The sequence below is a fragment of the Cupriavidus sp. SW-Y-13 genome, from assembly GCF_009793345.1.
GTDB lineage: Bacteria > Pseudomonadota > Gammaproteobacteria > Burkholderiales > Burkholderiaceae > Cupriavidus.
Map to the genome: position 1 here is coordinate 1,539,494 of NZ_WHLX01000002.1, position 23,261 is coordinate 1,562,754.

Here is a 23,261-nt window from a genome sequence, read left to right on the forward strand (position 1 = left end):
CGATGCGACTGACGCCGTGCGATGTCCACGTCCATTGCGCCACGCCTTGACTGCCGCATCGGCAAACCGCATCGACTGCCCCGCGTAATGCGCAGGGTCTGCAAGACGATCCAGCGTGGCGTCATCGAGCAGACCGGCGTGTTTCGGATCTTCCGCGAGCGTCCTGGCCAGCGCATCACGCAGCGTACTGCCCTCGTCCACCGCGCGACGCGAAGCACGCTCCACCACATGGTGTGCGGCAAGCCGTCCGATATGTCGGCCAAGTTCGAGCATGGCGGCCTCGCCAAGAATCAGGCCACGCGTGATATCGAGATTGGCGCGCATGCGTGCCGCATCCACCTGCAGGCCGCTCACGACCTCGCCCATCTGTCGCAACGCGCCTGCGGCCAGCGCCACGATCTGCGGCAGCGTGTCCCACTCGGCCTGCCAGCCGCCCAGCGCGCGCTCGTGCTCCTGCGTCATGCCCGCCAGCATCGTGGCCACCAGTGGCGGTACGCGCACGGCAGCGGTCAGCACCGCCGCGCAACCCACCGGATTGCGCTTGTGCGGCATGGTGCTGGAGCCGCCGCGACCCGGCGCGGCGGGCTCGCTGACTTCCGCGATCTCGGTTTGCATCATCAGCGAGATGTCGCGCGCCATCTTGCCCAGTGTGCCGGTCAGCATGCCGAGCGTACTGGCAACTTCGACCAGACGATCGCGATGCGCATGCCATGGCAGCGTCGGCAATTCGAGTTGCAAGGCTTGCGCGAATTGCGCGGCCACGGCGGGCGCATCATCGCCGAGGCTGGCCAGCGTGCCCGCCGCGCCGCCAAATTGCAGCACGCGTGCCTGCTGGCGCGATGCATCGAGCCGATCGCGGTCGCGTCGCAGCGCGTCGAGCCATCCTGCTGCTTTGAGTCCGAACGTCATCGGCAGTGCATGCTGCAGCCAGGTGCGTCCCACCATCGGTGTGGCGCGATGCGCGGCGGCCAGATCCGCGCAGGCATCGCCAAGCGTCGACAGGTCGTTGTCTAGCGCGTGCAGTGCCTGCATCAGTTGCAGCACCAGTGCGGTATCGATGATGTCCTGGCTCGTGGCGCCCCAGTGAACATAACGCGCAGCGTCGGCATCGCGCAGCGCCACGGCAGCCGTCAATTGCTTCACGAACGGGATGGCGAGGTTGCCAGCCGCCACCGCATCGTTTGCCAGCTTGTCGGCATCGATGGGATCGGCCGCGCAGACTTCTGCAATCATCTGCGCCGCCTGCTGCGGAATCACGCCGCAACACGCTTCGGCGCGCGCGAGTGCGGCCTCGGTATCGAGCATGGCGCGCACCGTGCCTGCATCGGAAAACGCCGCGAGTACGGCGGGACTGCCAAACATCGGATCGGTCAGGCGGGAGTACGTGGGCATCGTCGTGTCGTGGCGTGTCGTGGCATCAGGGCGGTGCGCCGATTGTGAGGGATATTGCGCTGCGGGTATCTTCGGGCGATCCCTCGTCAGATGTCGAAAAACACCGTCTCGCCCGCGCCCTGCAGCACCACGTTCCAGCGGTAGTGACCGGCATCTCCCTCGGCAACCAGCGTGTTGCGCCGCGCTGCTGGCACGAGCGACAACACGGCGTCCGCATTATTGGCTTCGGCCTCGTCGGAGAAATACATACGCGTGGCCACGTGCTTGACCAGTCCGCGCGTAAAGACCGACACCATGATGTGCGGTGCCTGCGGGCGCCCATCGATACCGGGCACGGCGCCCGGCTTCACGGTGACGAACCGGAACTCGCCATCGGGACCCGTCGGCACGCGGCCAAACCCGGTGAAGCCAGCAACAAGCGGTATCTCTCGCGTATCGTCAACGTGGCAATAACGGCCCGCCGGATTGGCCTGCCAGATCTCGATCATGCCGTCAGGCACGGGATCGCCCCGGCCATCGGTCACGCGGCCTTCGATCACGATGCGCTGCGTGGCAAGCTCTGGCGCATCGGCGGTCAGGTCCGCGCAGTTGAGGCCCGTCAGGCCGATATGGAGGTAGGGTCCCACGGTCTGGGATGCGGTGGCGTACAGCATGGCTTACTCCATCGGCGTGGCATCGCGGCCACGCAGCACGATATCGAAACGGTAGCCCAGGGCGTACTCGGGCGCGGTGGTCTCCCAGTCGAACGTGGCAACCAGACGGTTGCGCGCTTTCTCGTCGGGCACGCACTGGAAGATCGGATCGAACGCGAGCAGCGGATCGCCCGGGAAATACATCTGCGTCACGAGCCGCGTGGCATACGCATTGCCGAACAGCGAGAAGTGGATGTGCTGGGGCCGCCAGGCGTTGTGGTGATTGCGCCAGGGATACGCACCTGGCTTGATCGTCTTGAACTGGTAGTTACCGTGCGCATCGGTGATGGTGCGGCCCTCGCCCGAGAAATGGGGATCGAGCGGTGCGTCGTGCTGGTCGCGCTTGTGCGTATAGCGTCCGGACGCATTGGCCTGCCAGATCTCGATCAGCGCATTGGGCACAGGGCGACCGTTCTCGTCGAGCACGCGGCCGGTGACGAGCATGCGCTCGCCAATCGGTTCACCGCCATTGCCAACGGTGAGGTCGTTATCCCCTTCACGCACGAATTCCGGGCCGAACGTGGGACCGGTCACTTCGGACAGCGACTGCGGCAAGCCGATCAGCGGCTGGGCCGGCGCGCGCAGCTGCGTCGAGGCATAAGGCGGATAGAGGTATTCGGGTTGGGTGTCCCAGTAAGGCTTGCGGTACTGGGCCGGACGATCGGAGCGAGGGGGCATCGCTGTCTCCGTGATGTGGATGTGGGGGCGTTGGACGAAGACTGTAAGCAACGCAGGAATTCATGTAAATTGAGTTTTTGAGTAATTAGCATGAATTTTAATTATGAAAACCTCGCCGCCGCCCGATGCTTTTCTCAGCCGTATCCGTCTGCGGCATCTGCATTGCTTTGTCGCCGTGGCGCAGGCGCAGCACCTTGGCCGTGCGGGTGAACGGCTGGGTCTGACGCAGCCCGCCGTGTCCAAGACACTGACCGAGCTGGAGGAACTGGTTGGCACGCGACTGCTGGTGCGCCAGCGTGCCGGCACCGATCTCACGGCGGCCGGCATGCGCTTCCTGCGCCATGCCTTGCGGATTCTCGAAGATCTGGATGCGGCAGCGCAGAGCTTGTCCGGCGATGCGTTGCGTCACGAACGCATCCGCGTGGGCGCGCTGCCGAGTATCGTGCCAGCGCTGCTGATCGACGCCGTTACCCGCTTCCGCAGCAGCCACGCGGACGTGGCGCTCGCCGTGCAGACCGGCATGAACCGCACGCTGATCGACTTGCTCAAGGCCGATGTGCTCGATGTGGTGATCGGCCGCCTGGACGATCCTGCGGCCATGGAAGGGCTATGGTTTGAATCGCTGGCCGGCGAGCCGCTGGTGCTGGCCGTGCGCGCCGGACATCCGCTGGTTACGCACGCGCGCCCCACGATGCACGATGTGCTGGCGCAGCCGATGGTGGTGCCCGCCATGGGTTCCATTCCACGCCACAGCACCGAAAGCCTGCTCGCGCGGCATGGTCTGACCCTGCCAGATGGCTGCCTGGAAACCGCCGATGCCTACCTGAGCCAGCTCGTCACGCTACGCAGCGACAGCGTCTGGGCCGCGCCGTTGTCTGCCACGCGGCTGGCGGTGGCCGATGGTGACATGACGCTGCTGCCCATCGCCACGCCCGGCACCGAGGAACCCATCGGCCTGCTGCGCCGGAGCGACCGCACGCTCGAACCGGTGGCGGAAGCGTTCGTCGACACCATCCGGACCATCGCTGCGCGCCAGCCTGACTGATCCCGGCTCTGTTTTTTCTCCCCTCTCCCGCTGGCATGGGAGAGGGGAGCGCATAGCGACGGGTGATGGCATTTACGACGCGCTCGGTTCGCCCTCCTCCCGCGACAACAAATCGTGCAGAGGACGTGCTACCGTTGCGCAGGACTGGCAGTCACGTTGCGGCGCACTCTCTTTGACCAGCACATCGCTTCCATGGCTTCGAGCAACCCTTCGGACAACCTCGCAGGCAATCTTTTCCTGATCGGCTTCATGGGCGCCGGCAAGACGACCATTGGCCGGACGGTTGCGCATTTGCTCGGCCGTCCGTTCTTCGACACCGACCATGAGATTGAAGCCCGCTGCGGCGTGCGCATTGCCACGATTTTCGAGCTCGAAGGCGAAGAAGGCTTCCGGCGTCGTGAAACGCGCGTTTTGGATGACCTGACCCAACGCAGCGGCATCGTGCTGGCCACCGGCGGTGGCGCCGTGCTGCGGGCCGAAAACCGCGACATGTTGCGCACGCGCGGCCATGTGGTGTATCTCGATGCCACGGTGCAGGAGTTGTGGCGACGCACGCGGCGCAACCGCAATCGTCCGCTGCTGCAGGTGGAAAACCCGCGCGCCCGGCTCGAATCCATGTTCATGGAGCGCGACCCGCTCTATCGGGAAACCGCCCACGTCATCATGCCCGCGCACAGCGGCAGCGTGGCGCAGGCCGCCGCCAGCGTGCTGGCCCAGCTTGGCTTTGTGGACTGCGGCACCGCGCACGACGCAGCGCCCAGCGACTAGCCGGCAGGCGGAAACGTTGAACTTTGCAGCCGGCACCCGGCTCTGACCGTGGATGACAACCGTGGAGAGTGACGCCATGCGCGCTGCATCCGTGCCGCACGCCAGCCCGCGAACTGAACCGGCCCAACCGAATGCAGGCGTCGATGCGGCGGCGCAGCAAACCCGGCCGGCGCCATCGGGCGGCCATCCCTCTCATTGCCACGCGCACGCCCCGTCGATCACCCACCTGCCGTGCCCCGATCCGTCCGTGCTGCCGGGCTGCGCGGCATGCGATGCGCTGTCGCCCGCTGAGCGCTATGAAGAATTGTTCGTCGATGTGCAGGCCAGCGGCCTGTTCGCGGACAGCAAGACGTTTCCCGATTGCGTGCCGCTGGATGCGCCGGAAGCCATCCTCGCGCGCTATCGTGCCCAGCGCGATACGCCGGATTTTTCGCTGGAAGCCTTCGTCGGTGCGCACTTCGAGCGCGAGACCGTGCCGGATTCCCATTACGTCTCGCACCCCGAGCATTCGCTGCGCCAGCACATCGACGATCTCTGGCCGGTCCTGACACGCGAGCCAACCGAGCATCCGCCGATGTGCTCGCTGCTGCCGCTGCCCGGCCCTTATGTCGTGCCCGGCGGCCGCTTCCGCGAACTCTATTACTGGGATTCGTACTTCACCATGCTGGGCCTGTCCGCCAGCGGCCGGCACGACCTGCTCCGCCCCATGGCCGATAACTTCGCCTATCTGCTCGACACGTATGGGCATGTGCCAAACGGTACGCGGTCCTACTACCTGAGCCGTTCGCAGCCGCCGGTGTTCTCGCTGATGATCCAGTTACTCGATGATCTGGAAGAAGGCGCCGAAACCGCCCTGCGCTACCTGCCGCAACTTAAACGCGAACACGCGTTCTGGATGGACGGCAGCACGCATCTGCAGCCCGGCTGTGCCCACCGGCGTGTGGTGTGCCTGCCCGATGGCACATGGCTCAACCGCTATTGGGACGACCGCGCCCATCCGCGCGAGGAAGCCTATCTGGAGGATTTGGAAACCGCGCGGCGCAGCGGCAGGCCCGCCCACCTGGTCTTTCGCGACCTGCGCGCGGCCGCCGAATCGGGCTGGGATTTCAGTTCGCGCTGGTGCGAACCCGTGGCCTTGCAGGACACCCCCGATCTCGCCACCATCCGCACCACGGCCATCCTGCCCGTGGATCTCAACGCGCTGCTCTGGCACGCGGAATGCCGCCTGGCGGAACTTTGCGACATGGCCGGCACGCCAGACGAAGCGACACGCTATCGCGACGCAGCATCGCGCCGACAGCAGGCGATGAACGATTTCATGTGGGACGAAGGTTCCGGTGCGTTTCTCGATTTCGACTGGCATTGCCACGCCATGCGGCCACACCTGACCGCGGCCACGCTGATGCCGCTGTTCGTGGGACTCGCCAGCACGGAACAGGCCGCTCGCATGGCCGCGATGATCCCGGCGCGATTGCTCGAAGACGGCGGACTGGCCACCACGGAAGTGCGCTCGGCCGAGCAGTGGGACCGGCCCAATGGTTGGGCACCGCTGCAGTGGATCGCCATCGCCGGACTGCGCCGCTATGGCTACGGCGCGCTGGCCGACGACATCGCTCATCGATGGCTCTGCACGGTGTCGAACCTCTACACGCGCGAGTACAAGCTGGTGGAAAAGTACCGGCTGGTGAGACGACATCCGCACAGCGCCGAAGGCGGCAGCGGCGGCGAATATCCGCTCCAGGATGGATTCGGATGGACAAACGGCGTGGTCAGCGCGCTACTGGCGTGCTATCCCGAGCATCCGGCTCGTCATAGCCAGGCGGGCAGGCCCGAGACTGCAACCTGAGGATTGCCGCGCAGTTGCGCACGGCGTAGCAAGCCTTCACGCACCCTCAATGTGCTCGTATTCGGAACCCGATTCTTTTGTTCGGAATGCTCACGCCGCGCGGCGCATGATTCGTGCGGCACCGCACATACGCCAATACCTCATGTGAGTTATTGGCGCTCGGCGCTGGCAACGTCACACTTGCCGCAGGGTCACTCGACACGACCCCAAACGACTTGGCAACTCTTACTGCCCCGACGATCCCGCGCGTCGGGGTATTTCTTTTGGGCGAAGGGTTTTGTGCAGTAGGTTCCGGGCCACCCGCCTATGAGACGATCCTCAAAATCGCATGACGACCGTCCACAGTGCAAGGTGCTCGAAGACTGGCTCCAGGCGATGCAACGTCACTACGGGCGCAACGTCTTGAGCGTCGACGCACGCGTGTTCGAGACTCTGCAGATCGCTAGTTCAGCAGATTGCGGCACCCGCCATGAGCTTCCCCGCCCTACGCGTCCGCCCAACGCCGTAGCAGGTTGTGATAAACGCCCGTCAATCCAATCACGGACTCGTGGTCCTGCCCGATGGTGTCCGCAACCTGGCGCAGTCGATTGTCGAGGTCGAACAGCAGTGCGCGTTGGCCATCGTCGCGCACCATGCTCTGGATCCAGAAGAAGGACGATACCCGCGCGCCGCGCGTGACTGGCGTGACGTGGTGAACGCTGGTGGCCGGGTACAACACCATGTGGCCGGCGGGCAGCCTCACGCGTTGGGGTCCGAAGGTGTCTTCGATCACCAGTTCGCCGCCGTCGTATTCCTCGGGTTCAGTGAGAAACAACGTGGCGGAGAGATCGCTGCGGATGCGGAAATCCGTGCCGCCCAGGTAGCGGATGGCGTTGTCCACGTGCTGGCCGAATGTCTGGCCGCCTTCGTACCGGTTGAACAACGGCGGAAAGACCTTGAGTGGCAGCGCGGCGGAGAAGAACAGCGCACTGTTGGCGAGCGCGTCCTGAATGAACCCGCCCAGTTGCTGTGCCACGGGCGAGGACTCTGGCAATTGCAGGTTGCGCTTGGCCAGCGCGGACTGGTGGCCCGAGGTGAGGTTGCCATCCGTCCAGTCCGCGGCGTCCATCAGCGCGCGGCAGTCGGCAACCTGGGCTTTGGACAGGACGTCCGGAATGTGCAGCATCATGATGGGAAAACCAGAACCCCGGGAGTAACCCCGGGGTATGTCGGCTTAGAAGCGGAAGTTGGCCGTCAGCATACCAAAGCGGCCCGCGCCCAATGCGGCATAGTGGGCGGCGAATGCCTTGGTGTAGTACGTCTTGTTCAGCAGGTTCTGGACGTTCAGCTGCAGCGTCAGGTTCTTGTTCACCCGATACGCGGCCATGGCATCGAAGCGCCAGTACGACGGCACGTACAGCGAGTTGGCCGCGTTGCCGTAGACCTGGCTGACGTAGTAGGCACCTCCACCCACGGTCAGGGCGGGCAGGACCTGGTAGGTCGACCAGAGGCTGAAGCTGTTCTTCGGCGTGTTCGGGAACTGGTTGCCATTGTTGGCGGCGTTCGCCGCGACGGGGCCGTTGTTCTTGAGTTCGCTGTCCAGGAACGTATAGCCGCCGAACACGTTCCACTTGTCGGTGACGCTGCCCGCAAAGCCCAGCTCGAAACCACGCACCTGCTGCTTGCCCACGTTTTGCGTGGTGTTGGCATCGACGGCCACGCGTGCGTTGTCCTTGTCGATCTGGAACACGGCACCCGTCAACGAGAGGCGGCGACCAAGCAGATCCCACTTGGTACCCAATTCCCAGGCGCGGCTGCGCTCGGGGTCGAGGTTCTGGATCTGCGCGGAGAGGTTGTCGGAGCCATCGCCGTTGGACGTGCCCGGTGGCGTCGAGGCCGTGCCGTAGGACACGTAGATGCTGCCGAAGTCCACGGGCTTGTAGACGATGCCGGCCTGGTAGTTGAAGAAGTTCGCATTGTTGCCGAGGTTCACCGCCGCCACCGATGCGCCGGTGTTCGGGTTGATGTAGGCCGGCGTGGCGGAGGTGGTGCGGTAGCTGTCGTAGCGGATGCCGCCGTTCACGAGCCACTGCTTGGTAATCTCCACCGTGTCGAACAGGTAGACCGCGCGCGTATCGGTCTTGGTCTTCTGCGTGTAGCCCATCTTGCCGACGCGGCCCGTCCAGACATCGCCCGGGTTCGGGTTGTACAGGTTCGTGCAGTCCCCGCTGGCCAGCAGCGACGCATTGCAGGTGTTGCCCGCACCGCCGCCCGGCACCACGTTGTACGGCGTGTTATCGGTATCGTCACGGCTGAACTCGAAGCCGAACAGCATCGAGTGCTTGAGGCTGCCGGTATCGAACTTGGCGATGAAATCGGTCTGGTTGATCAGCGAATCGGTGGCCGAATCGCGATTCTTGCTGCTGCGGTAGACGTATCCATTCGCCACGTTGCCACGGCTGTCGTCCGGGTTCGTGACGATGTAGTCGTTGGTACTGCGGCCCCAGCGCGTGGTGTTGCGGAACGTCAGCTTGTCGCTGAACGCGTGTTCGAAGATGGCCGTGCCGATATCGGACTGCGTGTGCTGGAAGTCGCGATCGACCAGACCATAGAAGTTGTTGCGGTTCACGTTGGCCGGACCTGCCGGGTTGGCCTTCGACGCCTGCGCAGCCGGACGCGCATACGGGATGCTGTAGTCCGGCATGTTCTGGCCCTGCAGGTGGTAGTACGACAGCGTGAGCTTGGTCGGGCTGTTCAGGCCGAACGTGACCGACGGCGCGAAGCCCCACGAGTGGCCGCCCACCGCCTCGCGGCCCGGCGTGTTGGCATCCTGGGCCATCGCGTTCAGGCGCAGGCCGGTGTTGTCGTTGAGTACGTAGTTGCCGTCGAGCGTGGCGCGCTTGTACGCATCCGTGCCAATACCGACCGAACCCTGCACGAAGTTCTCCTTCGTCGGCAGCTTGGTCACGATGTTGATCAGGCCACCGACCGAACCCTTGCCGCCGTAGGCCGAGCTCGGTCCCTTGATGACCTCGATGTTCTCGATGTTGAACGTATCGCGCGTTTGCGAACCGGCGTCGCGCACACCATCCACGAAGATGCTGCTGCCGGAGTCGAAGCCGCGAATGAACGGACGGTCGCCAATCGGGTTACCGCCCTCGCCTGCGCCGAAGGTGATACCCGGCGTAGTACGCAGTGCATCCTGCAGGGAGTTCGAGCCCGATTGCTGGATCACTTCGGCGGGCACCACCGTCACGGACTTTGGCGTGTCGAGCAGTGGCGCCGTGAATTTCGGAGATTCGGCGCTGTCGACCTTGTAGCCATCCTCACGGGCAGCTTTCACAGTCACGCCTTGCAGTTGCTGAACCGGGCTGGCCTTGGCCGTGGTGGCCGGCGTGGCTTCCTGGGCGGCAGCCCCTTGCATGGCCATGGCGGCCATCGGGCCGGCGAGCGCCGTCACCAGCACATTGGGCCGGAACACCTCCGAATACTTGCTCATTACTCTCTCTTCCCGTGGATTGCTTGTGTGGATACCGTCACGTGTCGTCAGTGGTCATCACTGATCGCCGTATCGGCATCCGAGGGCGCTGAACGCGGCTTTTCTCGGGGCGCGATTGTATGGAGGCGTCACTAAAACCTCAAATACGAATCATTCTTATACTCATCCGTATATGCAGCGGCGCCTTCATCACAATCTGACCGATCAGATGTCTTCTGTCGGCAACTGCTCGGGATCGTTGATTCATCCGTTTGTAATCGTCTTGTAATGTTCGGTAACAAACCGTGTACGGAACGCGACAGGGACCGCATTACACGTATGGGACGAAGGGGCATCGAACGCGGCCCCGTGCGTGACAGGACACCAAAACAGGCAGATTCGAAAGTGTCTGACCACTACACTTACGACTTTGCAACCTTGCTGCTGCCCTGATCGCATCGTGTCTGCCGTTACGCTCGCCTCCGCCCCTTTCCTGACCGACTTCCGCGCCGATCCCGCACCGGCTCATGACAACCCGCGCCCCGACCGGCTCGTGAACGGCAACCCCGACCGAACGACGTGGACGCACTACAGCGCCAGTCAAGGCGATTTCGATTGCGGGATCTGGGCGTGCGAGCCGGGCGCCTGGCGGATTGCATTTCCCGCAGGCAAGGAAGAGTTTTTCCATGTGATCAGCGGCCGCCTGCGCATCACCCGCCACGACGGCGACGCCCGCGAGTTCGGGCCGGGCGATGCCTGCGTGATTCCCGCTGGCTTCGAAGGCGTATTCGAGGTGATCGAGCCCGTGCGCAAGCATTTCGTCGTCATCGACCGCAACGCGGGGTAGTTCGCTCCGCAGGAGACTGCCATGTCCGTGAACAGGTTCTTCGCCATGCTGGGCGCCGCCATTGCATCCTGGCTTGTTCCTGTTGCACCGGTCACTGCCGCGACCCCATCACCGTCTTTCGATTGCCGAAAGGCCCAGGGCGAGGTCGAGACACTGATCTGCAAGGACGACACCCTTGCCCAGCTCGACCGCGAAACCACGCGGCTGTATGGGCTTGCACTCGATGCGCAGTCCTTGCCGAAGTCTCAGAAGAAGCAACTGATCGCCGGGCAACGTGGCTGGATCAAGGGCCGCGATGCCTGCGCGAACGCCGACGACGCACGGGCCTGTACGGTATCGACGTATCTGGAACGGATCTACACGTTGCGGCACAGCTATGCCGGCGCGCGTCGGCAGGACGGCAAGGGCATCAGCCGCGGCCCCTTCAATATTCGCTGCGAAGGGTTGGATGCGGTGATCAGCGGCACGTTTATACAGACCGATCCCGGTTATGCGTATCTGCGCTGGCTCGACCAGCAACTGGTGCTGCCCCAAACACGCGCTGCGTCTGGCGCGCGGTATGCCGCCACATTGAAGGATGGCGACGCACTGTTCTGGGACAAGGGACCGGATGCGCAACTGGTGATACCGGGCAAGCCGGAGACGAGTTGCCGGGTGGAAATGTCGGGAGTGTAGCCGGCGACGCGTTTGGTTTGCTCCCCTCTCCCATTGACATGGGAGAGGGGAGCGCATAGCTACGAGCGTTGGCCTTTACGTGGTGCTTGCCGTCTCCCCAGCCCATCGCCGGATCTGATCTACCGTCTGCATCTCCGTCTCACACACCACCGTGCCGATTTCCCGCGCCCAGTAGCGTTCCGATCCATCGGCCATACGCCACGCGTGAAGCCGCCGTGTGAATAGCTGCAAATCGTATTCAGCGGTGATACCCAGCGCGCCATGTACGGCATGCGCAGCCGCGCTAACTGATGTCACAGCATCGCTGGCGTTGAACTTGCCGATAGCCGCGTGCATCCGGTCCGGTTGCCAGCCTTCGCCCGAACATGCGATCTGCGCCGCCATCCGCACGGCCGCCACTTGCTCCGCCATCGTACTGATCTGGTGCTGGATCGCCTGGAATTTGCCGATGGAGCGCCCGAACTGCGTGCGGTCGTTGGCGTACTGGAGCGTCAGGTCGAACACGCGCGACATCGCGCCAGCCATCAACGCCGTGTGCAGGGTCGCACCGATGGTCCGCAACAAGCCGTGCGGCAGCGGGAACGACATTGACGGCTTTCCAGCAATGCTCACTGTCAGGTCACCATGCACGCCTGTCGATTGCATCGTGGCATCGTCACGCGCCAGCAACCATGCGACATCCCCGCGCTGAATGAGAAACCACGCAGCACTCGCCCCGTCGGCAACATGCGTGCGAGGTACATCTTCTAACGTAGCAAGTGCGATGGGTCCAGCAGGAATCTCGTGGCCCGCAGCATGCAGCACCGCGCGCGCGAACATCGTCTGCGCCAGTGGCAATGGCAACGCGTACTGCCCCATCGCCATCAGCATCGGCAGCACATCGGCCAACGACAACCCAGCATCGGGCAGCAGGCTGTCAGCGAAACCACTCTCGTGCAGCGCATCCCATAGCGTCGATGCCGATCTGCCACCCTCGATGTCTCGCACCACCGCTGGCGTGCAGGCATCACGCAGCAGCGCTTCCAGGGCATCCGAATAGACGTTTTCCATGACAAGTCCCCGTTAGCGCAGGCCGAGCCCGCGCGCGATCATGCCGCGCAGGATCTCGCGGGTGCCGCCGCGCAGCGAATAGGTCGGCGAAATCTGGCTGATGTACGCGCAGGTGCGATACAAGTCGGCATCTGCAGCCAGCACCGGATCATCCCCGAGCGCCGCTTCCGCCAGCGCGCCAACCGCCTGTTCGAGTTCAGTGCCAAGGTCCTTGACCACCGCTGCCTCGATCAGCGGACTTTCGCCCGCGGCCAGCCGCGCGGTGACTGCCAGCGACATCGCACGCAGCACGGCCAGCCGGCCCACCAACCTGCCAATGGTGACGGTATCGCGCTGCACAGCCGGCAAGCGACGCAGCGCGGCAATCCATGCATCCAGCAGCACCACGCTCGAATACAGCCGCTCGGGCCCGCTGCGCTCGAAGGCGAGTTCAGCATTGACCTGTTCCCAGCCAGCGCCTTCCTGCCCCACCAACGCATCGGCGGGCAGCATCACATCGTCGAATGCAACCTCCGAGAAATGCGCGTCGCCTGCAAGATCGTGGATCGGTCGAACACTCACACCCGGCGCGGACAGATCGACGATGACTTGCGACAGGCCCTTCTGCCGATCCTCGGGCTGCCCCGAGGTGCGCACCAGTGCCAGCATGAACTGGCAGCGATCCGCATTGGTCGTCCAGATCTTGCGGCCATTCAGGCGCCATCCACCCTCGCACGGCGTGGCGCGCGTGGTCACGCTGGCAAGGTCGGAGCCTGCGTTGGGCTCGCTCATGCCGATGCAGAAGAATGCCTCGCCCCGACAAATGCGCGGCAGGTAGAAAGCCCGCTGCGCATCGGTGCCATAGCGCAGGATCAGCGGACCGCTCTGCCGATCCGCAATCCAGTGCGCGCTCACCGGCGCGCCGCAGGCCAGCAATTCCTCCACGAGCACAAAGCGCGAAAACGCATCGAGCCCCGCGCCGCCGTATTGCGCCGGCAGCGTGATGCCAACCCAGCCGCGCTGCGCCAACGCGCGGCTGAATGTTGCATCGAATCCCATCCACGAACGTGCGCGACGGTCGGGCGGCAGATCGGGAAGATGGTCGCGCAGGAATGCCTGGACCTCGCCCCGAAACGCCGAGGCTTCAGGCGGCAGCGCTGTCAGGGCGAACGTGTCAAACAGGGAACGCAAGATCGATCTCCTTCCAGGGAATGCGGTCGGTCAGTCCAGCGTCACGCCAGTGTCTTTGACGACCTTGCGCCACCGCTCCAGTTCCTGGGACAGATACGTCCCGTAGGCTTCGGGCGACGACCCGCGCGGTTCAGCCCCTTGCGCGGCCAGGCTGGCGCGCACGTCCGACGATGCCAGCGCCTTCAGCACAGCACCGTTGAGCCGACGCACGATATCTGGTGGCGTTTTTGCGGGAACCATCATGCCCTGCCACGCGCCCACCTCGAAGCCCTTCAGACCAGACTCGGCGAGCGTCGGCACATCCGGCAACTGTGCGCTGCGGGCGCTGCTGGTCACTGCCAGCGCCTTCATGCGCTTGTCCCGGATAAACGGCAGCGACGAGTTGATCGTGTCGGTCATGAACTGCACCTGTCCGCTCGCGAGGTCGGTCAGCGCCGGCGCGCTGCCCTTGTACGGCGCGTGCACCGCTTCGATGCCATTGGCCTGCAGGAACAGGAACGCGGCGAGATGGGTCACGTTGCCGTTGCCGGCGGAGCCGTACGTCATCTTGCCGGGGTTGGCCTTGAGCCACGCCACGAACTCGGGCACGGTGTTCGCCTGCACCTGCGCATTGACTTCGAGCACCAACGGCACGTTGGCAGTCAGCGCCACGGGCAGCAGGTCGCGCTTCACGTCGTACGACAGCTTCTTGTAGAGCGCGGGACTGAGCGCGATGGACGACGTGTTGTACAGCACCGTGTAGCCATCGGCCTGCGCCTTGGCCACGATCTCGTTGCCGATGTTGCCGTTCGCGCCGGGACGGTTGTCCACGAGCACCGTCTGGCCCAGATCCTCCGACATCTTCCTGGCGATCACGCGCGAGACGAGATCGGTGGGACCGCCCGGCGGGAACGGCACGACCAGCCGAATAGGACGATCAGGGTAGTCTGCTGCCAACGCGGCTTGCGGCAGTAGGGCTACGGCAACGCCGCACGCGGCCACCGCTCGCAACCATTTGCGGCGCAGCGCGATGGGTTGGGGATGCCTGGCATTCTTGCTCTGTATTGGCATGCTTGTGTCTCCTCCGGGTGAATCCGTTGGCTGCCTAGCGCCCAGCCAGCAGCCGCCGCGCCGTGTACGTCATCACCAGTTCCTGTCGCTGGTTGAACACCTCGATCGATGAATCGACCACTGCACGGCCGCTCTTCGACGTTGGACGAATGCCGGTCACGGTGATGCGGGCATGGATGGTGTCGCCCACCAGTACGGGGCCGAGGATCTTCTGCGTCAGCTCCAGCATCGCCAGCCCCGTGCCCTGAATCATCGTTTGCAGGATGAAGCCTTCGATCAGCGAATACGTCAGCGCCGCCGGTACCGGGCGCCCCTTGATCGCACTCCCCTCGTAGCCTTCCTCGATGAAGATTGCTTCGAGCATGCCTGTCACCGAAATGAAATTGACGAGATCGGTCTCGGTCACGGTGCGGCGGAAGGTCTCGAAAACCTGTCCTTCCTGAATGTCCTGCCAGTAAAACCCCTGCCCCAGTCGTTGCGGCTGCGTGTGACTCATGTCCCCTCCTTGATGGATTCTTGATGGATGCGTGTTCAGCCGCCCAATGCGGCAATCTCTTCGTCACTGAGTCCTACGCCGCCCAGCACTTCGCGCGTGTGTTCGCCAAGCCGCGGCGGCACGCTGGCGCGTGCGCGTTCGCCATCGAATCGCACCGGTGCGCCGGGAAAGCGCAGCGTGCCCATGGCCGGATCGCTTACCTGATCGAAGAATCCGGTGGCACGCAGATGCGGATCGTCCACGAGTTCGTCGAGGCCGTTCACGCGTGCCACCGGTATCTGCAGCGATTCGCAAACGTCGATCCACGCATCGGTGGTCCGCTCGCGCACCAGTTCGCCAGTGATCTCGTAAAGCGTTTCGATATGGCGCGTACGTGCCGCGATATCGGCAAAGCGCGCATCGGTCGCCAGATCGTCGCGGCCTGCGGATTTGAAGAAGTCGCGCCAGTGCGCGTCGGTGTACGGCATCATGCAGACGTAGCCATCGGCGGTCTGATAGGGGCGGCGCAGCGGCGCCAGCACGCGCGGATAGCCGGCCTGCGCGCGTGGCGGCTCGAAGTGCTGGCCGTACAGATGCTCCACGAGGTTGAACGCCACCATCGACTCGAACATCGGCACTTCCACCATGCCGCCCTTGCCGCCATTGCGCTCGCGCCCAGCCAGTGCCGCGCTGATCGACAGTGCCGCCACCAGCCCGCTGGTCTTGTCCGCAGAGATCGTCGGGAAATAGCGCACGGTGCCGGTCTGCGCCGCCATCAGTGCGGCATTGCCGCAGAGTCCCTGGATGATGTCGTCATAGGCGGGCCGGCCCCCGTAGGGCCCCTCTTCCGCGAAACCGAGCAGGCTCACGTAGATCAGTTGGGGATGCCGCGCCATCACGCTCGTCGGGTCGAGATCGAGCTTGCCGAGTTTTTGCGGCCGCATACTGTGCAGGAAGACATCGGCGGTTTCCAGCAGCTTGTGCAGCGCGGCCTGTGCGGCGGGCAGCTTCAGGTTCAGCACCACGCTTTTCTTGCTGCGGTTCACGCCAAGGAAGATCGCCGACATGCCCTCCTCGGTGGCTGGCCCGGTGCGGCGTGTGGAGTCGCCCTCGGGCGTCTCCACCTTGATCACTTCGGCGCCCAGATCGGCCAGCCACTGGCTGGCGTACGGCCCCATCACGACCGTCGAGAGGTCCACTACGCGAATTCCGGCCAGGGGCAACATGCCTGGGTCTCCTTGTTTTTCTACGGGTTCCGAAGACCACAGCCTATGCCCGGCAGTCAATCGTGTCTAATATTAGTTTTTTAGTAACCGATATCCGCTGTATATCACCATGGATCTACGCCAGCTCCAGCAATTTGTCGTCCTCGCCGAAACCGGCAACTTTCACCGCGCGGCAGAACGGCTGCATATGGCGCAGCCGCCGCTGTCGATCTCGATCCGCAAGCTGGAAGCATCGCTGGGCACGCCGCTGTTCGTGCGCACCACACGCGGCGTGCGGCTGACGCAGGCGGGCGAGGCCGCGCTCGACGATGCGCGCCGGGCACTCTTCCACGCCGATCAGGCGCGCGCCGCCGCGCTGTCTGCCGCACATGGCGAACGTGGCGCGCTGCGCATCGGCTTTGTCGGCTCGGCCACTTATGCGCTGCTGCCGCGCCTGATTCCCGCCTTTCGCGACGAACACCCCGGCATCGAGCTGATCCTGCATGAGTCCACCTCGGCGTCGATCCTCGAACGCATCGAACAGGGGCAGCTCGATGCCGGACTCGTGCGCTTTCCCATCCTGAGCAGCGGACCATTTGCACTGATGCCACTGGAGTCCGATACGTTCGTCGCCGCCGTCCCGGCCGAAAGCCGCTTCGCCAGGCAGGATCGCATCGCGCTGAAGGCGCTGGCCAACGAGCCGTTCATCATGCATCCCGGCGCCGATGTGCCCAACCTGCGCGCCGTGGCAATGCTGTTGTGCCAGCAGGCGGGCTTCGTGCCGAAAATCGCGCAGGAAGCCGTGCAGGTACAGACCATCGTCAGCCTGGTGGAGAGCGGCCTTGGCGTGGCACTGGTGCCCGGCGTGGCCGCGCGCTATACCAATCGGCGTGTGCGCTTTCTGCCGCTGTCGAGCCCGCGCCCGGCTGCCGCCATCGGCATCGCGCTGGCCACAAAGGAGGACACCGATGATCGCCACGTGCTGCGCTTTGTTGCTGCGGCGCAGAAGATTGCGAAGGCCGGGGGATAGCGGACATCGCGGGAAAGTGCGTATTCCCCCACAACCGTTCACGACGGCGTTTCCACATTGCTGTTGTCGAATTTATTGATATCGGCGGAAAACTTCTTCACATCACGGCCTGATCCAATCGTCGCGCCGCCGGAGGCTGCGCGCCGCCTGCGAAGTCGCGCAGGCATCGCACGGTCAGTGGCAGAAAAGTCCGCATCTCCGGACGGGTGCATGTCTTGACACTCCTGCTCCGGGTTTCTTTAATGGGTTACGCATCACCGGCGCTCGTGCCGGGTGCGCCTGTTCAAGAGCCGGGGAAACACATGGATTCGGGCAGCGTTCAGGAACCACGGAACCCTCACGACCCACAGCGCAAGAAGGAAGAACTGCGCAGTTTCCTGTTTCTTACCGCCGTGATGGTGCCGGTGTTGTCCGTCATCATCGTGGCCGGCTATGGCTTCATTGTCTGGATGAGCCAACTGATCAGCGGACCGCCCACGCACTGACGTGCATTACCGGTAGCACCCTTGGTCCAAGGGCCAATGGCAAAAAACAGAAAGACTGGAACACTCCAACCAGCAGTCTTGTTTGCGGGGTATCTGCATGCCTGCAAGACGTTCCATCCCCATCACGCCCGTCGCATCGGGCGACGAGTGGCATATCGCCGGCATCATGGTCTATGCCCATCCAGCCAGCCTGGATCGGGTGCAGGCCGCCGTCGCGGCCATGACGGGTGTCGAGATCCATGCGGTCAGCGACATCGGCAAGCTCGTGGTCACGGCCGAGGCCCCTACCTCGCAAGCTATCGTGGCCCAACTCACCTGCCTGCATCAGCTTGAAGGCGTGATCTCCGCGACACTGGTCTACCAGCACAACGAGGATGCCGCAGCCATGTACGAGGAGATCGGCGATGCCAGTCACGCGACGTGAATTCATCAAGCAGACCGCCATTGCGGCCACGGCCTCCGTGGCCGGCATCCCCACGGCTGCCGAAGCGGCCAATTTCGTCACGGACAGCGAAGTCACCAAGCTGAAATGGTCGAAGGCGCCCTGCCGCTTCTGCGGCACTGGCTGCGGCGTGACCGTGGCCGTGCGCGACAACAAGGTGGTGGCCACGCAGGGCGATCCGCAATGCGAGGTCAACAAGGGCCTGAATTGCGTGAAGGGTTACTTCCTGTCGAAGATCATGTATGGCCAGGACCGGCTTACCAAGCCACTGCTGCGCATGAAGAACGGCAAGTACGACAAGAACGGCGAATTCGCACCGGTCAGTTGGGACCGCGCCTTCGACGAGATGGAAAAGCAGTTCAAGCGCGTGCTCAAGGAAAAAGGCCCCACGGCCGTGGGCATGTTCGGCTCCGGCCAGTGGACGGTCTGGGAGGGCTACGCCGCCTCCAAGCTGATGAAGGCCGGATTCCGCACCAACAATATCGATCCCAACGCCCGGCACTGCATGGCATCGGCCGTCACCGGCTTCATGCGCACCTTCGGCATGGACGAGCCGATGGGCTGCTATGACGATTTCGAGAACGCCGATGCCTTCGTGCTGTGGGGTTCGAACATGGCCGAGATGCACCCGATCCTGTGGACGCGCATCACGGACCGGCGCCTGAGCCATCCCAAGACGCGCGTGGCCGTGCTCTCCACCTTCACGCACCGCTCGTTCGACCTCGCGGATGTGCCGATCATCTTCACGCCGCAGACCGATCTGGCGATGCTGAACTTCATCGCGCATCACATCATCAGCACGAACCGCGTCAACAAGGATTTCGTCAACAAGCACACGGTGTTCAAGGAAGGCGTCACCGACATCGGCTACGGCCTGCGGCCCGACAACCCCCTGCAAAAAGCCGCCAAGAATGCGGGCAATGCCACCGACGCCAAGCCCATCACCTTCGACGAGTTCGCGAAGTTCGTCTCGAAGTACGACGTCAACTACGTGAGCAAGCTGTCGGGTGTGCCCAAGGACAAGCTGCTGCAACTGGCCGATCTCTATGCGGACCCCAACATCAAGGTGATGTCGTTGTGGACCATGGGTTTCAACCAGCACACGCGCGGCACGTGGGTCAACAACATGGTCTACAACGTCCACCTGCTGACCGGCAAGATCGCCACGCCCGGCAATAGCCCGTTCTCGCTGACGGGGCAGCCGTCCGCATGCGGCACCGCGCGCGAGGTGGGCACCTTCTCGCACCGGCTGCCCGCCGACATGGTGGTCACGAATCCCAAGCATCGCGAGGAAGCCGAACGCATCTGGAAGCTGCCCGCTGGCACCATCCCCGACAAGCCCGGTTATCACGCGGTATTGCAGAACCGCATGCTCAAGGACGGCAAGCTCAATGCCTACTGGGTGCAGGTCAACAACAACATGCAGGCCGCCGCCAACATGATGGAAGAGGGGCTGCCCGGTTATCGCAACCCCGACAACTTCATCGTCGTGTCGGACGTGTATCCCACCGTGACCGCGCTGTCCGCCGACCTGATCCTGCCCAGCGCGATGTGGGTGGAGAAGGAAGGCGCCTATGGCAACGCCGAGCGCCGCACGCAGTTCTGGCACCAGCTCGTCGATGCTCCCGGTGAATCGCGCTCCGATCTCTGGCAGTTGATGGAGTTTTCCAAGCGCTTCAAGGTAGAGGAAGTCTGGCCCGCCGACCTGATCGCGAAGAAACCCGAACTGCGCGGCAAGACGCTGTTCGACGTGCTCTATCGCAACGGCAACGTCGACAAGTTCCCGCTCAAGGAAGTCAACGCCGAGTACCACAACGCGGAGTCGAAGGAATTCGGCTTCTATGTGCAGAAGGGGCTGTTCGAGGAATACGCCACCTTCGGTCGCGGCCACGGCCATGACCTCGCACCGTTCGATACTTACCATGAGGTGCGCGGGCTGCGTTGGCCTGTGGTCAATGGCAAGGAAACGCGCTGGCGCTATCGCGAAGGCAGCGATCCCTACGTCAAGGCGGGCACGGGCTTTCAGTTCTACGGGCATCCTGACGGCAAGGCCGTGATCTTTGCGCTGCCTTATGAGCCGCCGCCCGAGTCGCCGGACAAGGAATATCCCTTCTGGCTCGCCACGGGTCGCGTACTCGAACACTGGCACTCGGGTTCGATGACGCGCCGGGTGCCGGAACTCTATCGTGCATTTCCGAACGCGGTCTGCTTCATGCATCCCGAGGATGCGCGCGCCATGGGCCTGCGGCGAGGTGTCGAAGTGGAAGTGGTGTCACGGCGCGGCCGGATGCGTACGCGCATCGAGACACGCGGACGCGATACGCCGCCGAAGGGCCTGGTCTTCGTGCCGTGGTTCGATGCGAGCCAACTCATCAACAAGGTGACGCTCGACGCCACCTGCCCGATCTCGCTGCAGACCGATTTCAAGAAGTGCGCGGTGAAGATCGTCAAGGTCTAGGAGGACGCCATCATGCCGACACGTTCCTGGCCCGCCCTGCTGGCCTTTGGCGTCTGGCTGCTGCTGGCGCTGGTCACGCTATGCATCGCCCCGGCCAATGCGCAGGGTCTGGTCGATGCCATGCGCGGCCCCACGCCGGTGGCCAATGAGACCAAGCCGCCGCTGCTCTTCCCGACCGAGAACAAGGACATCCGCCGCACGCGCAACTACACCATGCAGCCGCCGACGATCCCGCACAAGATCGACGGCTACCAGCTGGATCGCGACTTCAACCGGTGCATGTTCTGCCACGCGCGCACCAAGAGCGAGGAAACCGGTTCGATCCCGGTCAGCATCACGCACTACATGGACCGCGACAACAACGTGCTGGCCGAGGTCTCGCCGCGCCGCTACTTCTGCACGCAATGCCATGTGCCGCAGGCCGACACCAAGCCGCTGGTGGGCAACTCGTTTGTGGATGTGGAAACGATGCTCAAGCGCGCGGGCGGCGAGAAAGGCGCGAAGGACGGCAAGGGTGGCAGCGCCAAGGCCGGAACATCCGGTACAACGAGCACCAAATAACGGGATCGAACGGGGCGAGCGATGAAAGGCAGACTCTGGGACCTCCTCGTGCGCTACTGGCGCACCATCAACCGCCCCAGCGCGTATTTCAGCCTGGGCTTCCTGACGCTGGGCGGCTTCATCGCCGGCGTGCTGTTCTGGGGCGCGTTCAACACGGCGCTGGAAGTCACCAATACCGAGAAGTTCTGCACGGGTTGTCACGAGATGCGCGACAACGTCTACCAGGAACTGCAGGGCACCATTCACTTCACCAACCGTAGCGGCGTGCGCGCCAAATGCTCGGACTGTCACGTACCGCATAACTGGACCGACAAGATGGCGCGCAAGATGCAGGCGTCGAAAGAGGTCTGGGCCAAGATCTTCGGCACGGTCAACACGCGCGAGAAATTCCAGGCGCACCGGCTGGAACTCGCCCAGCACGAATGGGCACGCTTCAAGGCCAACGATTCCCTCGAATGCCGCAACTGCCACGACTACCAGTCGATGGACTTCACGCGCCAGAGTCCGCGCGCGCAGGCCATGCACTCCACCTACCTGGCCAACAAGGAAAAGACCTGCATCGACTGCCACAAGGGCATTGCGCACCGCCTGCCCGATGTGGCCGCTGCGCCGGAGAAATAGCGCCATGGCGACCCCGGTGCTCGAAGCCAGCCAGTTGACGGTGCGGCGCATGGGCCGGATCATTTTTCGCGACCTCGACCTGTCGCTGACACCGGGCACGCTCATGCAGGTAGTCGGTCCCAACGGTGCGGGCAAGACCAGTCTGCTGCGTGTGTTGTCGAGCCTCGTTCCGCCTGCCGAAGGACGGTTGCTGTGGCGGGGACGCGTGGTGCGGGCTGGCGATGCCGAATTCCTCGCATCGCTCGCCTATGTGGGTCACACCAACGGTATCGATGTGGACCTCGATGCGGAAACCAATCTGCGCTTTGCGGCGCGCATGGCGGGTCTGTCCGCACCCGATGCCACTGCGATCCGCCACGCGCTGGCGCGACTGGGCCTCGATACCTTGCGCGATGTCCCGGTGCGTGCGCTGTCGCAAGGCCAGCGCCGCCGTGTGTCGCTCGCCCGCCTGGCACTGGCACCGCGCGAACTGTGGCTGCTCGACGAACCGCTGACCTCGCTCGACCTCGATGCATCGGATCGCTTTCATACACTGTTGGCGCAACACCTTGCCGATGGCGGCATGGCCGTGATCGCCACACACCAGGCGATACCGTTGCCGTGTCAGACGCTCACGCTCGGGCCCACGACGAGCGCACGGCGATGATCGCGACACTGGCTTCGCTGATTGCTCATGACCTGTCGATTGCGTGGCAACGGCGCAGCAGCCTGCTGGCGAGCGTGGTGTTCTTCGTGATCGTGTCGAGTCTGTTTCCGCTGGCCATCGGACCCGACCCGCAACAGCTACGCATGCTTGCACCCGGCATCCTGTGGGTAGCGGCGTTGCTGGCGTCGATGCTGTCGCTGTCACGCCTCTTTGCGCAGGAGCATGCCGATGGCAGCCTCGACCAGTTGTTGCTCTCGCCCCATCCGCTGGCCTTGCTGGTACTGGGCAAGATTTGCGCGCACTGGCTATCGAGCGGCCTGCCGCTACTGATCCTGACCCCGCTGCTCGCCCAGCAATACAGCCTGCCGGGCGGTGCCACGCTGTTGCTGACCGCATCGTTGCTGATCGGCACCCCGGCACTGAGCCTGATCGGTGCCGTCGGCGCCGCGCTGACGCTCGGCGTGCGCGGCGGCGCGGTGTTGCTGTGCGTACTGGTACTGCCGCTGTCGATTCCCGTGCTGGTATTCGGCGCCAGTGCCGGCGCTGCCGCCGATGCAGGACTCGATGTGATGCCGCATTTTTCGTTGCTGGGCGCATGCCTGGCGCTTTCGTTGTGCGTGTGCCCGCTGGCGACGGCGGCGGGCCTGCGCATTGCCATGGAATGAGGC

22 protein-coding genes and 1 pseudogene are annotated in these 23,261 nt (G+C 64.0%); 13 read left to right on the top strand and 10 right to left on the bottom strand.

The features are described from left to right. Window positions 1–18: 18 nt before the first annotated feature. The 3 genes and pseudogenes from GA566_RS22450 to pcaH all read right to left on the bottom strand — a co-directional run. Window positions 19–1,392, bottom strand: a pseudogene (locus GA566_RS22450) (3-carboxy-cis,cis-muconate cycloisomerase); the annotation flags it as partial. 86 nt (window positions 1,393–1,478) lie between these two features. Continuing rightward, window positions 1,479–2,045 carry a protocatechuate 3,4-dioxygenase subunit alpha gene (pcaG, locus tag GA566_RS22455; RefSeq protein ID WP_160474056.1) on the bottom strand — a complete coding sequence of 189 codons (567 nt, stop codon included), beginning with the start codon at window positions 2,043–2,045 and terminating at the stop codon, window positions 1,479–1,481. Between the two features lie 3 nt (window positions 2,046–2,048). Then, on the bottom strand, window positions 2,049–2,762 hold the full coding sequence (pcaH, locus tag GA566_RS22460) for a protocatechuate 3,4-dioxygenase subunit beta (protein WP_160474057.1): 714 nt from the start codon (window positions 2,760–2,762) through the stop codon (window positions 2,049–2,051). Window positions 2,763–2,865: 103 nt separating this feature from the next. On the opposite strand from pcaH, the gene GA566_RS22465 reads away from it, so the two are divergent. From GA566_RS22465 to treF, 3 genes are all read left to right on the top strand, one after another. Then, window positions 2,866–3,807: a LysR substrate-binding domain-containing protein gene (locus GA566_RS22465; protein WP_160474058.1), complete on the top strand. Its 942-nt coding sequence runs from the start codon at window positions 2,866–2,868 to the stop codon at window positions 3,805–3,807. Between the two features lie 192 nt (window positions 3,808–3,999). Next, window positions 4,000–4,575, top strand: coding sequence for a shikimate kinase (locus GA566_RS22470; protein WP_237380585.1), 576 nt, complete (start codon window positions 4,000–4,002; stop codon window positions 4,573–4,575). A gap of 76 nt (window positions 4,576–4,651) precedes the next feature. Next, the gene (gene treF / locus GA566_RS22475) at window positions 4,652–6,421 is read left to right on the top strand and encodes an alpha,alpha-trehalase TreF (RefSeq protein WP_160474059.1); all 1,770 of its coding nucleotides are present in this window, start codon (window positions 4,652–4,654) and stop codon (window positions 6,419–6,421) included. A 484-nt stretch (window positions 6,422–6,905) separates the two neighbouring features. Here treF and GA566_RS22480 read toward each other — a convergent pair whose 3' ends face one another. Then, window positions 6,906–7,589 (bottom strand): Fe2+-dependent dioxygenase, encoded by a 684-nt coding sequence (locus tag GA566_RS22480; protein WP_160474060.1) that lies wholly within the window; start codon window positions 7,587–7,589, stop codon window positions 6,906–6,908. A 45-nt stretch (window positions 7,590–7,634) separates the two neighbouring features. After that, window positions 7,635–9,839 carry a TonB-dependent receptor gene (locus tag GA566_RS22485; RefSeq protein ID WP_370459369.1) on the bottom strand — a complete coding sequence of 735 codons (2,205 nt, stop codon included), beginning with the start codon at window positions 9,837–9,839 and terminating at the stop codon, window positions 7,635–7,637. 499 nt (window positions 9,840–10,338) lie between these two features. Here GA566_RS22485 and GA566_RS22490 point away from each other — a divergent pair, with 499 nt between their 5' ends. Next, window positions 10,339–10,725: a cupin domain-containing protein gene (locus GA566_RS22490; RefSeq protein WP_137926526.1), complete on the top strand. Its 387-nt coding sequence runs from the start codon at window positions 10,339–10,341 to the stop codon at window positions 10,723–10,725. 21 nt (window positions 10,726–10,746) lie between these two features. Next, window positions 10,747–11,400 carry an MliC family protein gene (locus GA566_RS22495; protein WP_237380587.1) on the top strand — a complete coding sequence of 218 codons (654 nt, stop codon included), beginning with the start codon at window positions 10,747–10,749 and terminating at the stop codon, window positions 11,398–11,400. A gap of 75 nt (window positions 11,401–11,475) precedes the next feature. On the opposite strand, the gene GA566_RS22500 is transcribed toward GA566_RS22495, so the two are convergent. The 5 genes from GA566_RS22500 to GA566_RS22520 are packed head-to-tail and all read right to left on the bottom strand — an operon-like array spanning window position 11,476 to window position 16,371. Further along, entirely contained in the window at window positions 11,476–12,450 is a 975-nt protein-coding gene (locus GA566_RS22500) for an acyl-CoA dehydrogenase family protein (protein ID WP_160474062.1), read from the bottom strand. A 12-nt stretch (window positions 12,451–12,462) separates the two neighbouring features. Next, entirely contained in the window at window positions 12,463–13,620 is a 1,158-nt protein-coding gene (locus tag GA566_RS22505) for an acyl-CoA dehydrogenase family protein (protein WP_160474063.1), read from the bottom strand. A gap of 30 nt (window positions 13,621–13,650) precedes the next feature. Next, window positions 13,651–14,670, bottom strand: coding sequence for a tripartite tricarboxylate transporter substrate binding protein (locus tag GA566_RS22510; protein WP_160474064.1), 1,020 nt, complete (start codon window positions 14,668–14,670; stop codon window positions 13,651–13,653). A gap of 34 nt (window positions 14,671–14,704) precedes the next feature. Continuing rightward, on the bottom strand, window positions 14,705–15,166 hold the full coding sequence (locus GA566_RS22515) for a MaoC family dehydratase (protein ID WP_160474065.1): 462 nt from the start codon (window positions 15,164–15,166) through the stop codon (window positions 14,705–14,707). Window positions 15,167–15,201: 35 nt separating this feature from the next. After that, window positions 15,202–16,371 (bottom strand): CaiB/BaiF CoA-transferase family protein, encoded by a 1,170-nt coding sequence (locus GA566_RS22520; protein WP_160474066.1) that lies wholly within the window; start codon window positions 16,369–16,371, stop codon window positions 15,202–15,204. A 109-nt stretch (window positions 16,372–16,480) separates the two neighbouring features. Between GA566_RS22520 and GA566_RS22525 the strand changes: the two genes are divergently transcribed. The 8 genes from GA566_RS22525 (at window position 16,481) to ccmB (ending at window position 23,258) form a co-directional block, all read left to right on the top strand. Further along, window positions 16,481–17,380, top strand: coding sequence for a LysR family transcriptional regulator (locus GA566_RS22525; protein WP_160474067.1), 900 nt, complete (start codon window positions 16,481–16,483; stop codon window positions 17,378–17,380). A 302-nt stretch (window positions 17,381–17,682) separates the two neighbouring features. Continuing rightward, window positions 17,683–17,865 carry a periplasmic nitrate reductase, NapE protein gene (gene napE, locus GA566_RS22530; RefSeq protein ID WP_137926519.1) on the top strand — a complete coding sequence of 61 codons (183 nt, stop codon included), beginning with the start codon at window positions 17,683–17,685 and terminating at the stop codon, window positions 17,863–17,865. A 97-nt stretch (window positions 17,866–17,962) separates the two neighbouring features. Next, window positions 17,963–18,289, top strand: coding sequence for a chaperone NapD (locus tag GA566_RS22535; protein ID WP_160474068.1), 327 nt, complete (start codon window positions 17,963–17,965; stop codon window positions 18,287–18,289). Then, a complete protein-coding gene (gene napA / locus GA566_RS22540) occupies window positions 18,270–20,765 on the top strand; it encodes a periplasmic nitrate reductase subunit alpha (RefSeq protein ID WP_160474069.1) in 2,496 nt (831 codons plus the stop codon). Before GA566_RS22535 ends, napA begins: the two co-directional genes overlap by 20 nt. A gap of 9 nt (window positions 20,766–20,774) precedes the next feature. After that, complete coding sequence (locus GA566_RS22545) at window positions 20,775–21,326, top strand: nitrate reductase cytochrome c-type subunit (protein WP_249359508.1); 552 nt, start codon at window positions 20,775–20,777, stop codon at window positions 21,324–21,326. Between the two features lie 21 nt (window positions 21,327–21,347). Further along, window positions 21,348–21,947 (top strand): NapC/NirT family cytochrome c, encoded by a 600-nt coding sequence (locus GA566_RS22550; RefSeq protein ID WP_137926515.1) that lies wholly within the window; start codon window positions 21,348–21,350, stop codon window positions 21,945–21,947. A 4-nt stretch (window positions 21,948–21,951) separates the two neighbouring features. Next, window positions 21,952–22,593, top strand: coding sequence for a cytochrome c biogenesis heme-transporting ATPase CcmA (ccmA, locus tag GA566_RS22555; protein WP_137926514.1), 642 nt, complete (start codon window positions 21,952–21,954; stop codon window positions 22,591–22,593). Beyond that, window positions 22,590–23,258 (top strand): heme exporter protein CcmB, encoded by a 669-nt coding sequence (gene ccmB, locus GA566_RS22560; RefSeq protein ID WP_137926513.1) that lies wholly within the window; start codon window positions 22,590–22,592, stop codon window positions 23,256–23,258. Before ccmA ends, ccmB begins: the two co-directional genes overlap by 4 nt. Window positions 23,259–23,261 lie beyond the last annotated feature (3 nt).

Bases quoted from the DNA above. Each gene is read 5' to 3' on its own strand.
- pcaG (WP_160474056.1), bottom strand. From the start codon at position 2,045: ATGCTGTACGCCACCGCATCCCAGACCGTGGGACCCTACCTCCATATC.
- pcaH (WP_160474057.1), bottom strand. From the start codon at position 2,762: ATGCCCCCTCGCTCCGATCGTCCGGCCCAGTACCGCAAGCCTTACTGG.
- GA566_RS22465 (WP_160474058.1), top strand. From the start codon at position 2,866: ATGAAAACCTCGCCGCCGCCCGATGCTTTTCTCAGCCGTATCCGTCTG.
- GA566_RS22470 (WP_237380585.1), top strand. From the start codon at position 4,000: ATGGCTTCGAGCAACCCTTCGGACAACCTCGCAGGCAATCTTTTCCTG.
- treF (WP_160474059.1), top strand. From the start codon at position 4,652: ATGCGCGCTGCATCCGTGCCGCACGCCAGCCCGCGAACTGAACCGGCC.
- GA566_RS22480 (WP_160474060.1), bottom strand. From the start codon at position 7,589: ATGATGCTGCACATTCCGGACGTCCTGTCCAAAGCCCAGGTTGCCGAC.
- GA566_RS22485 (WP_370459369.1), bottom strand. From the start codon at position 9,839: ATGGCCGCCATGGCCATGCAAGGGGCTGCCGCCCAGGAAGCCACGCCG.
- GA566_RS22495 (WP_237380587.1), top strand. From the start codon at position 10,747: ATGTCCGTGAACAGGTTCTTCGCCATGCTGGGCGCCGCCATTGCATCC.
- GA566_RS22500 (WP_160474062.1), bottom strand. From the start codon at position 12,450: ATGGAAAACGTCTATTCGGATGCCCTGGAAGCGCTGCTGCGTGATGCC.
- GA566_RS22510 (WP_160474064.1), bottom strand. From the start codon at position 14,670: ATGCCAATACAGAGCAAGAATGCCAGGCATCCCCAACCCATCGCGCTG.
- GA566_RS22515 (WP_160474065.1), bottom strand. From the start codon at position 15,166: ATGAGTCACACGCAGCCGCAACGACTGGGGCAGGGGTTTTACTGGCAG.
- GA566_RS22520 (WP_160474066.1), bottom strand. From the start codon at position 16,371: ATGTTGCCCCTGGCCGGAATTCGCGTAGTGGACCTCTCGACGGTCGTG.
- GA566_RS22525 (WP_160474067.1), top strand. From the start codon at position 16,481: ATGGATCTACGCCAGCTCCAGCAATTTGTCGTCCTCGCCGAAACCGGC.
- napE (WP_137926519.1), top strand. From the start codon at position 17,683: ATGGATTCGGGCAGCGTTCAGGAACCACGGAACCCTCACGACCCACAG.
- GA566_RS22535 (WP_160474068.1), top strand. From the start codon at position 17,963: ATGCCTGCAAGACGTTCCATCCCCATCACGCCCGTCGCATCGGGCGAC.
- napA (WP_160474069.1), top strand. From the start codon at position 18,270: ATGCCAGTCACGCGACGTGAATTCATCAAGCAGACCGCCATTGCGGCC.
- GA566_RS22550 (WP_137926515.1), top strand. From the start codon at position 21,348: ATGAAAGGCAGACTCTGGGACCTCCTCGTGCGCTACTGGCGCACCATC.
- ccmA (WP_137926514.1), top strand. From the start codon at position 21,952: ATGGCGACCCCGGTGCTCGAAGCCAGCCAGTTGACGGTGCGGCGCATG.
- ccmB (WP_137926513.1), top strand. From the start codon at position 22,590: ATGATCGCGACACTGGCTTCGCTGATTGCTCATGACCTGTCGATTGCG.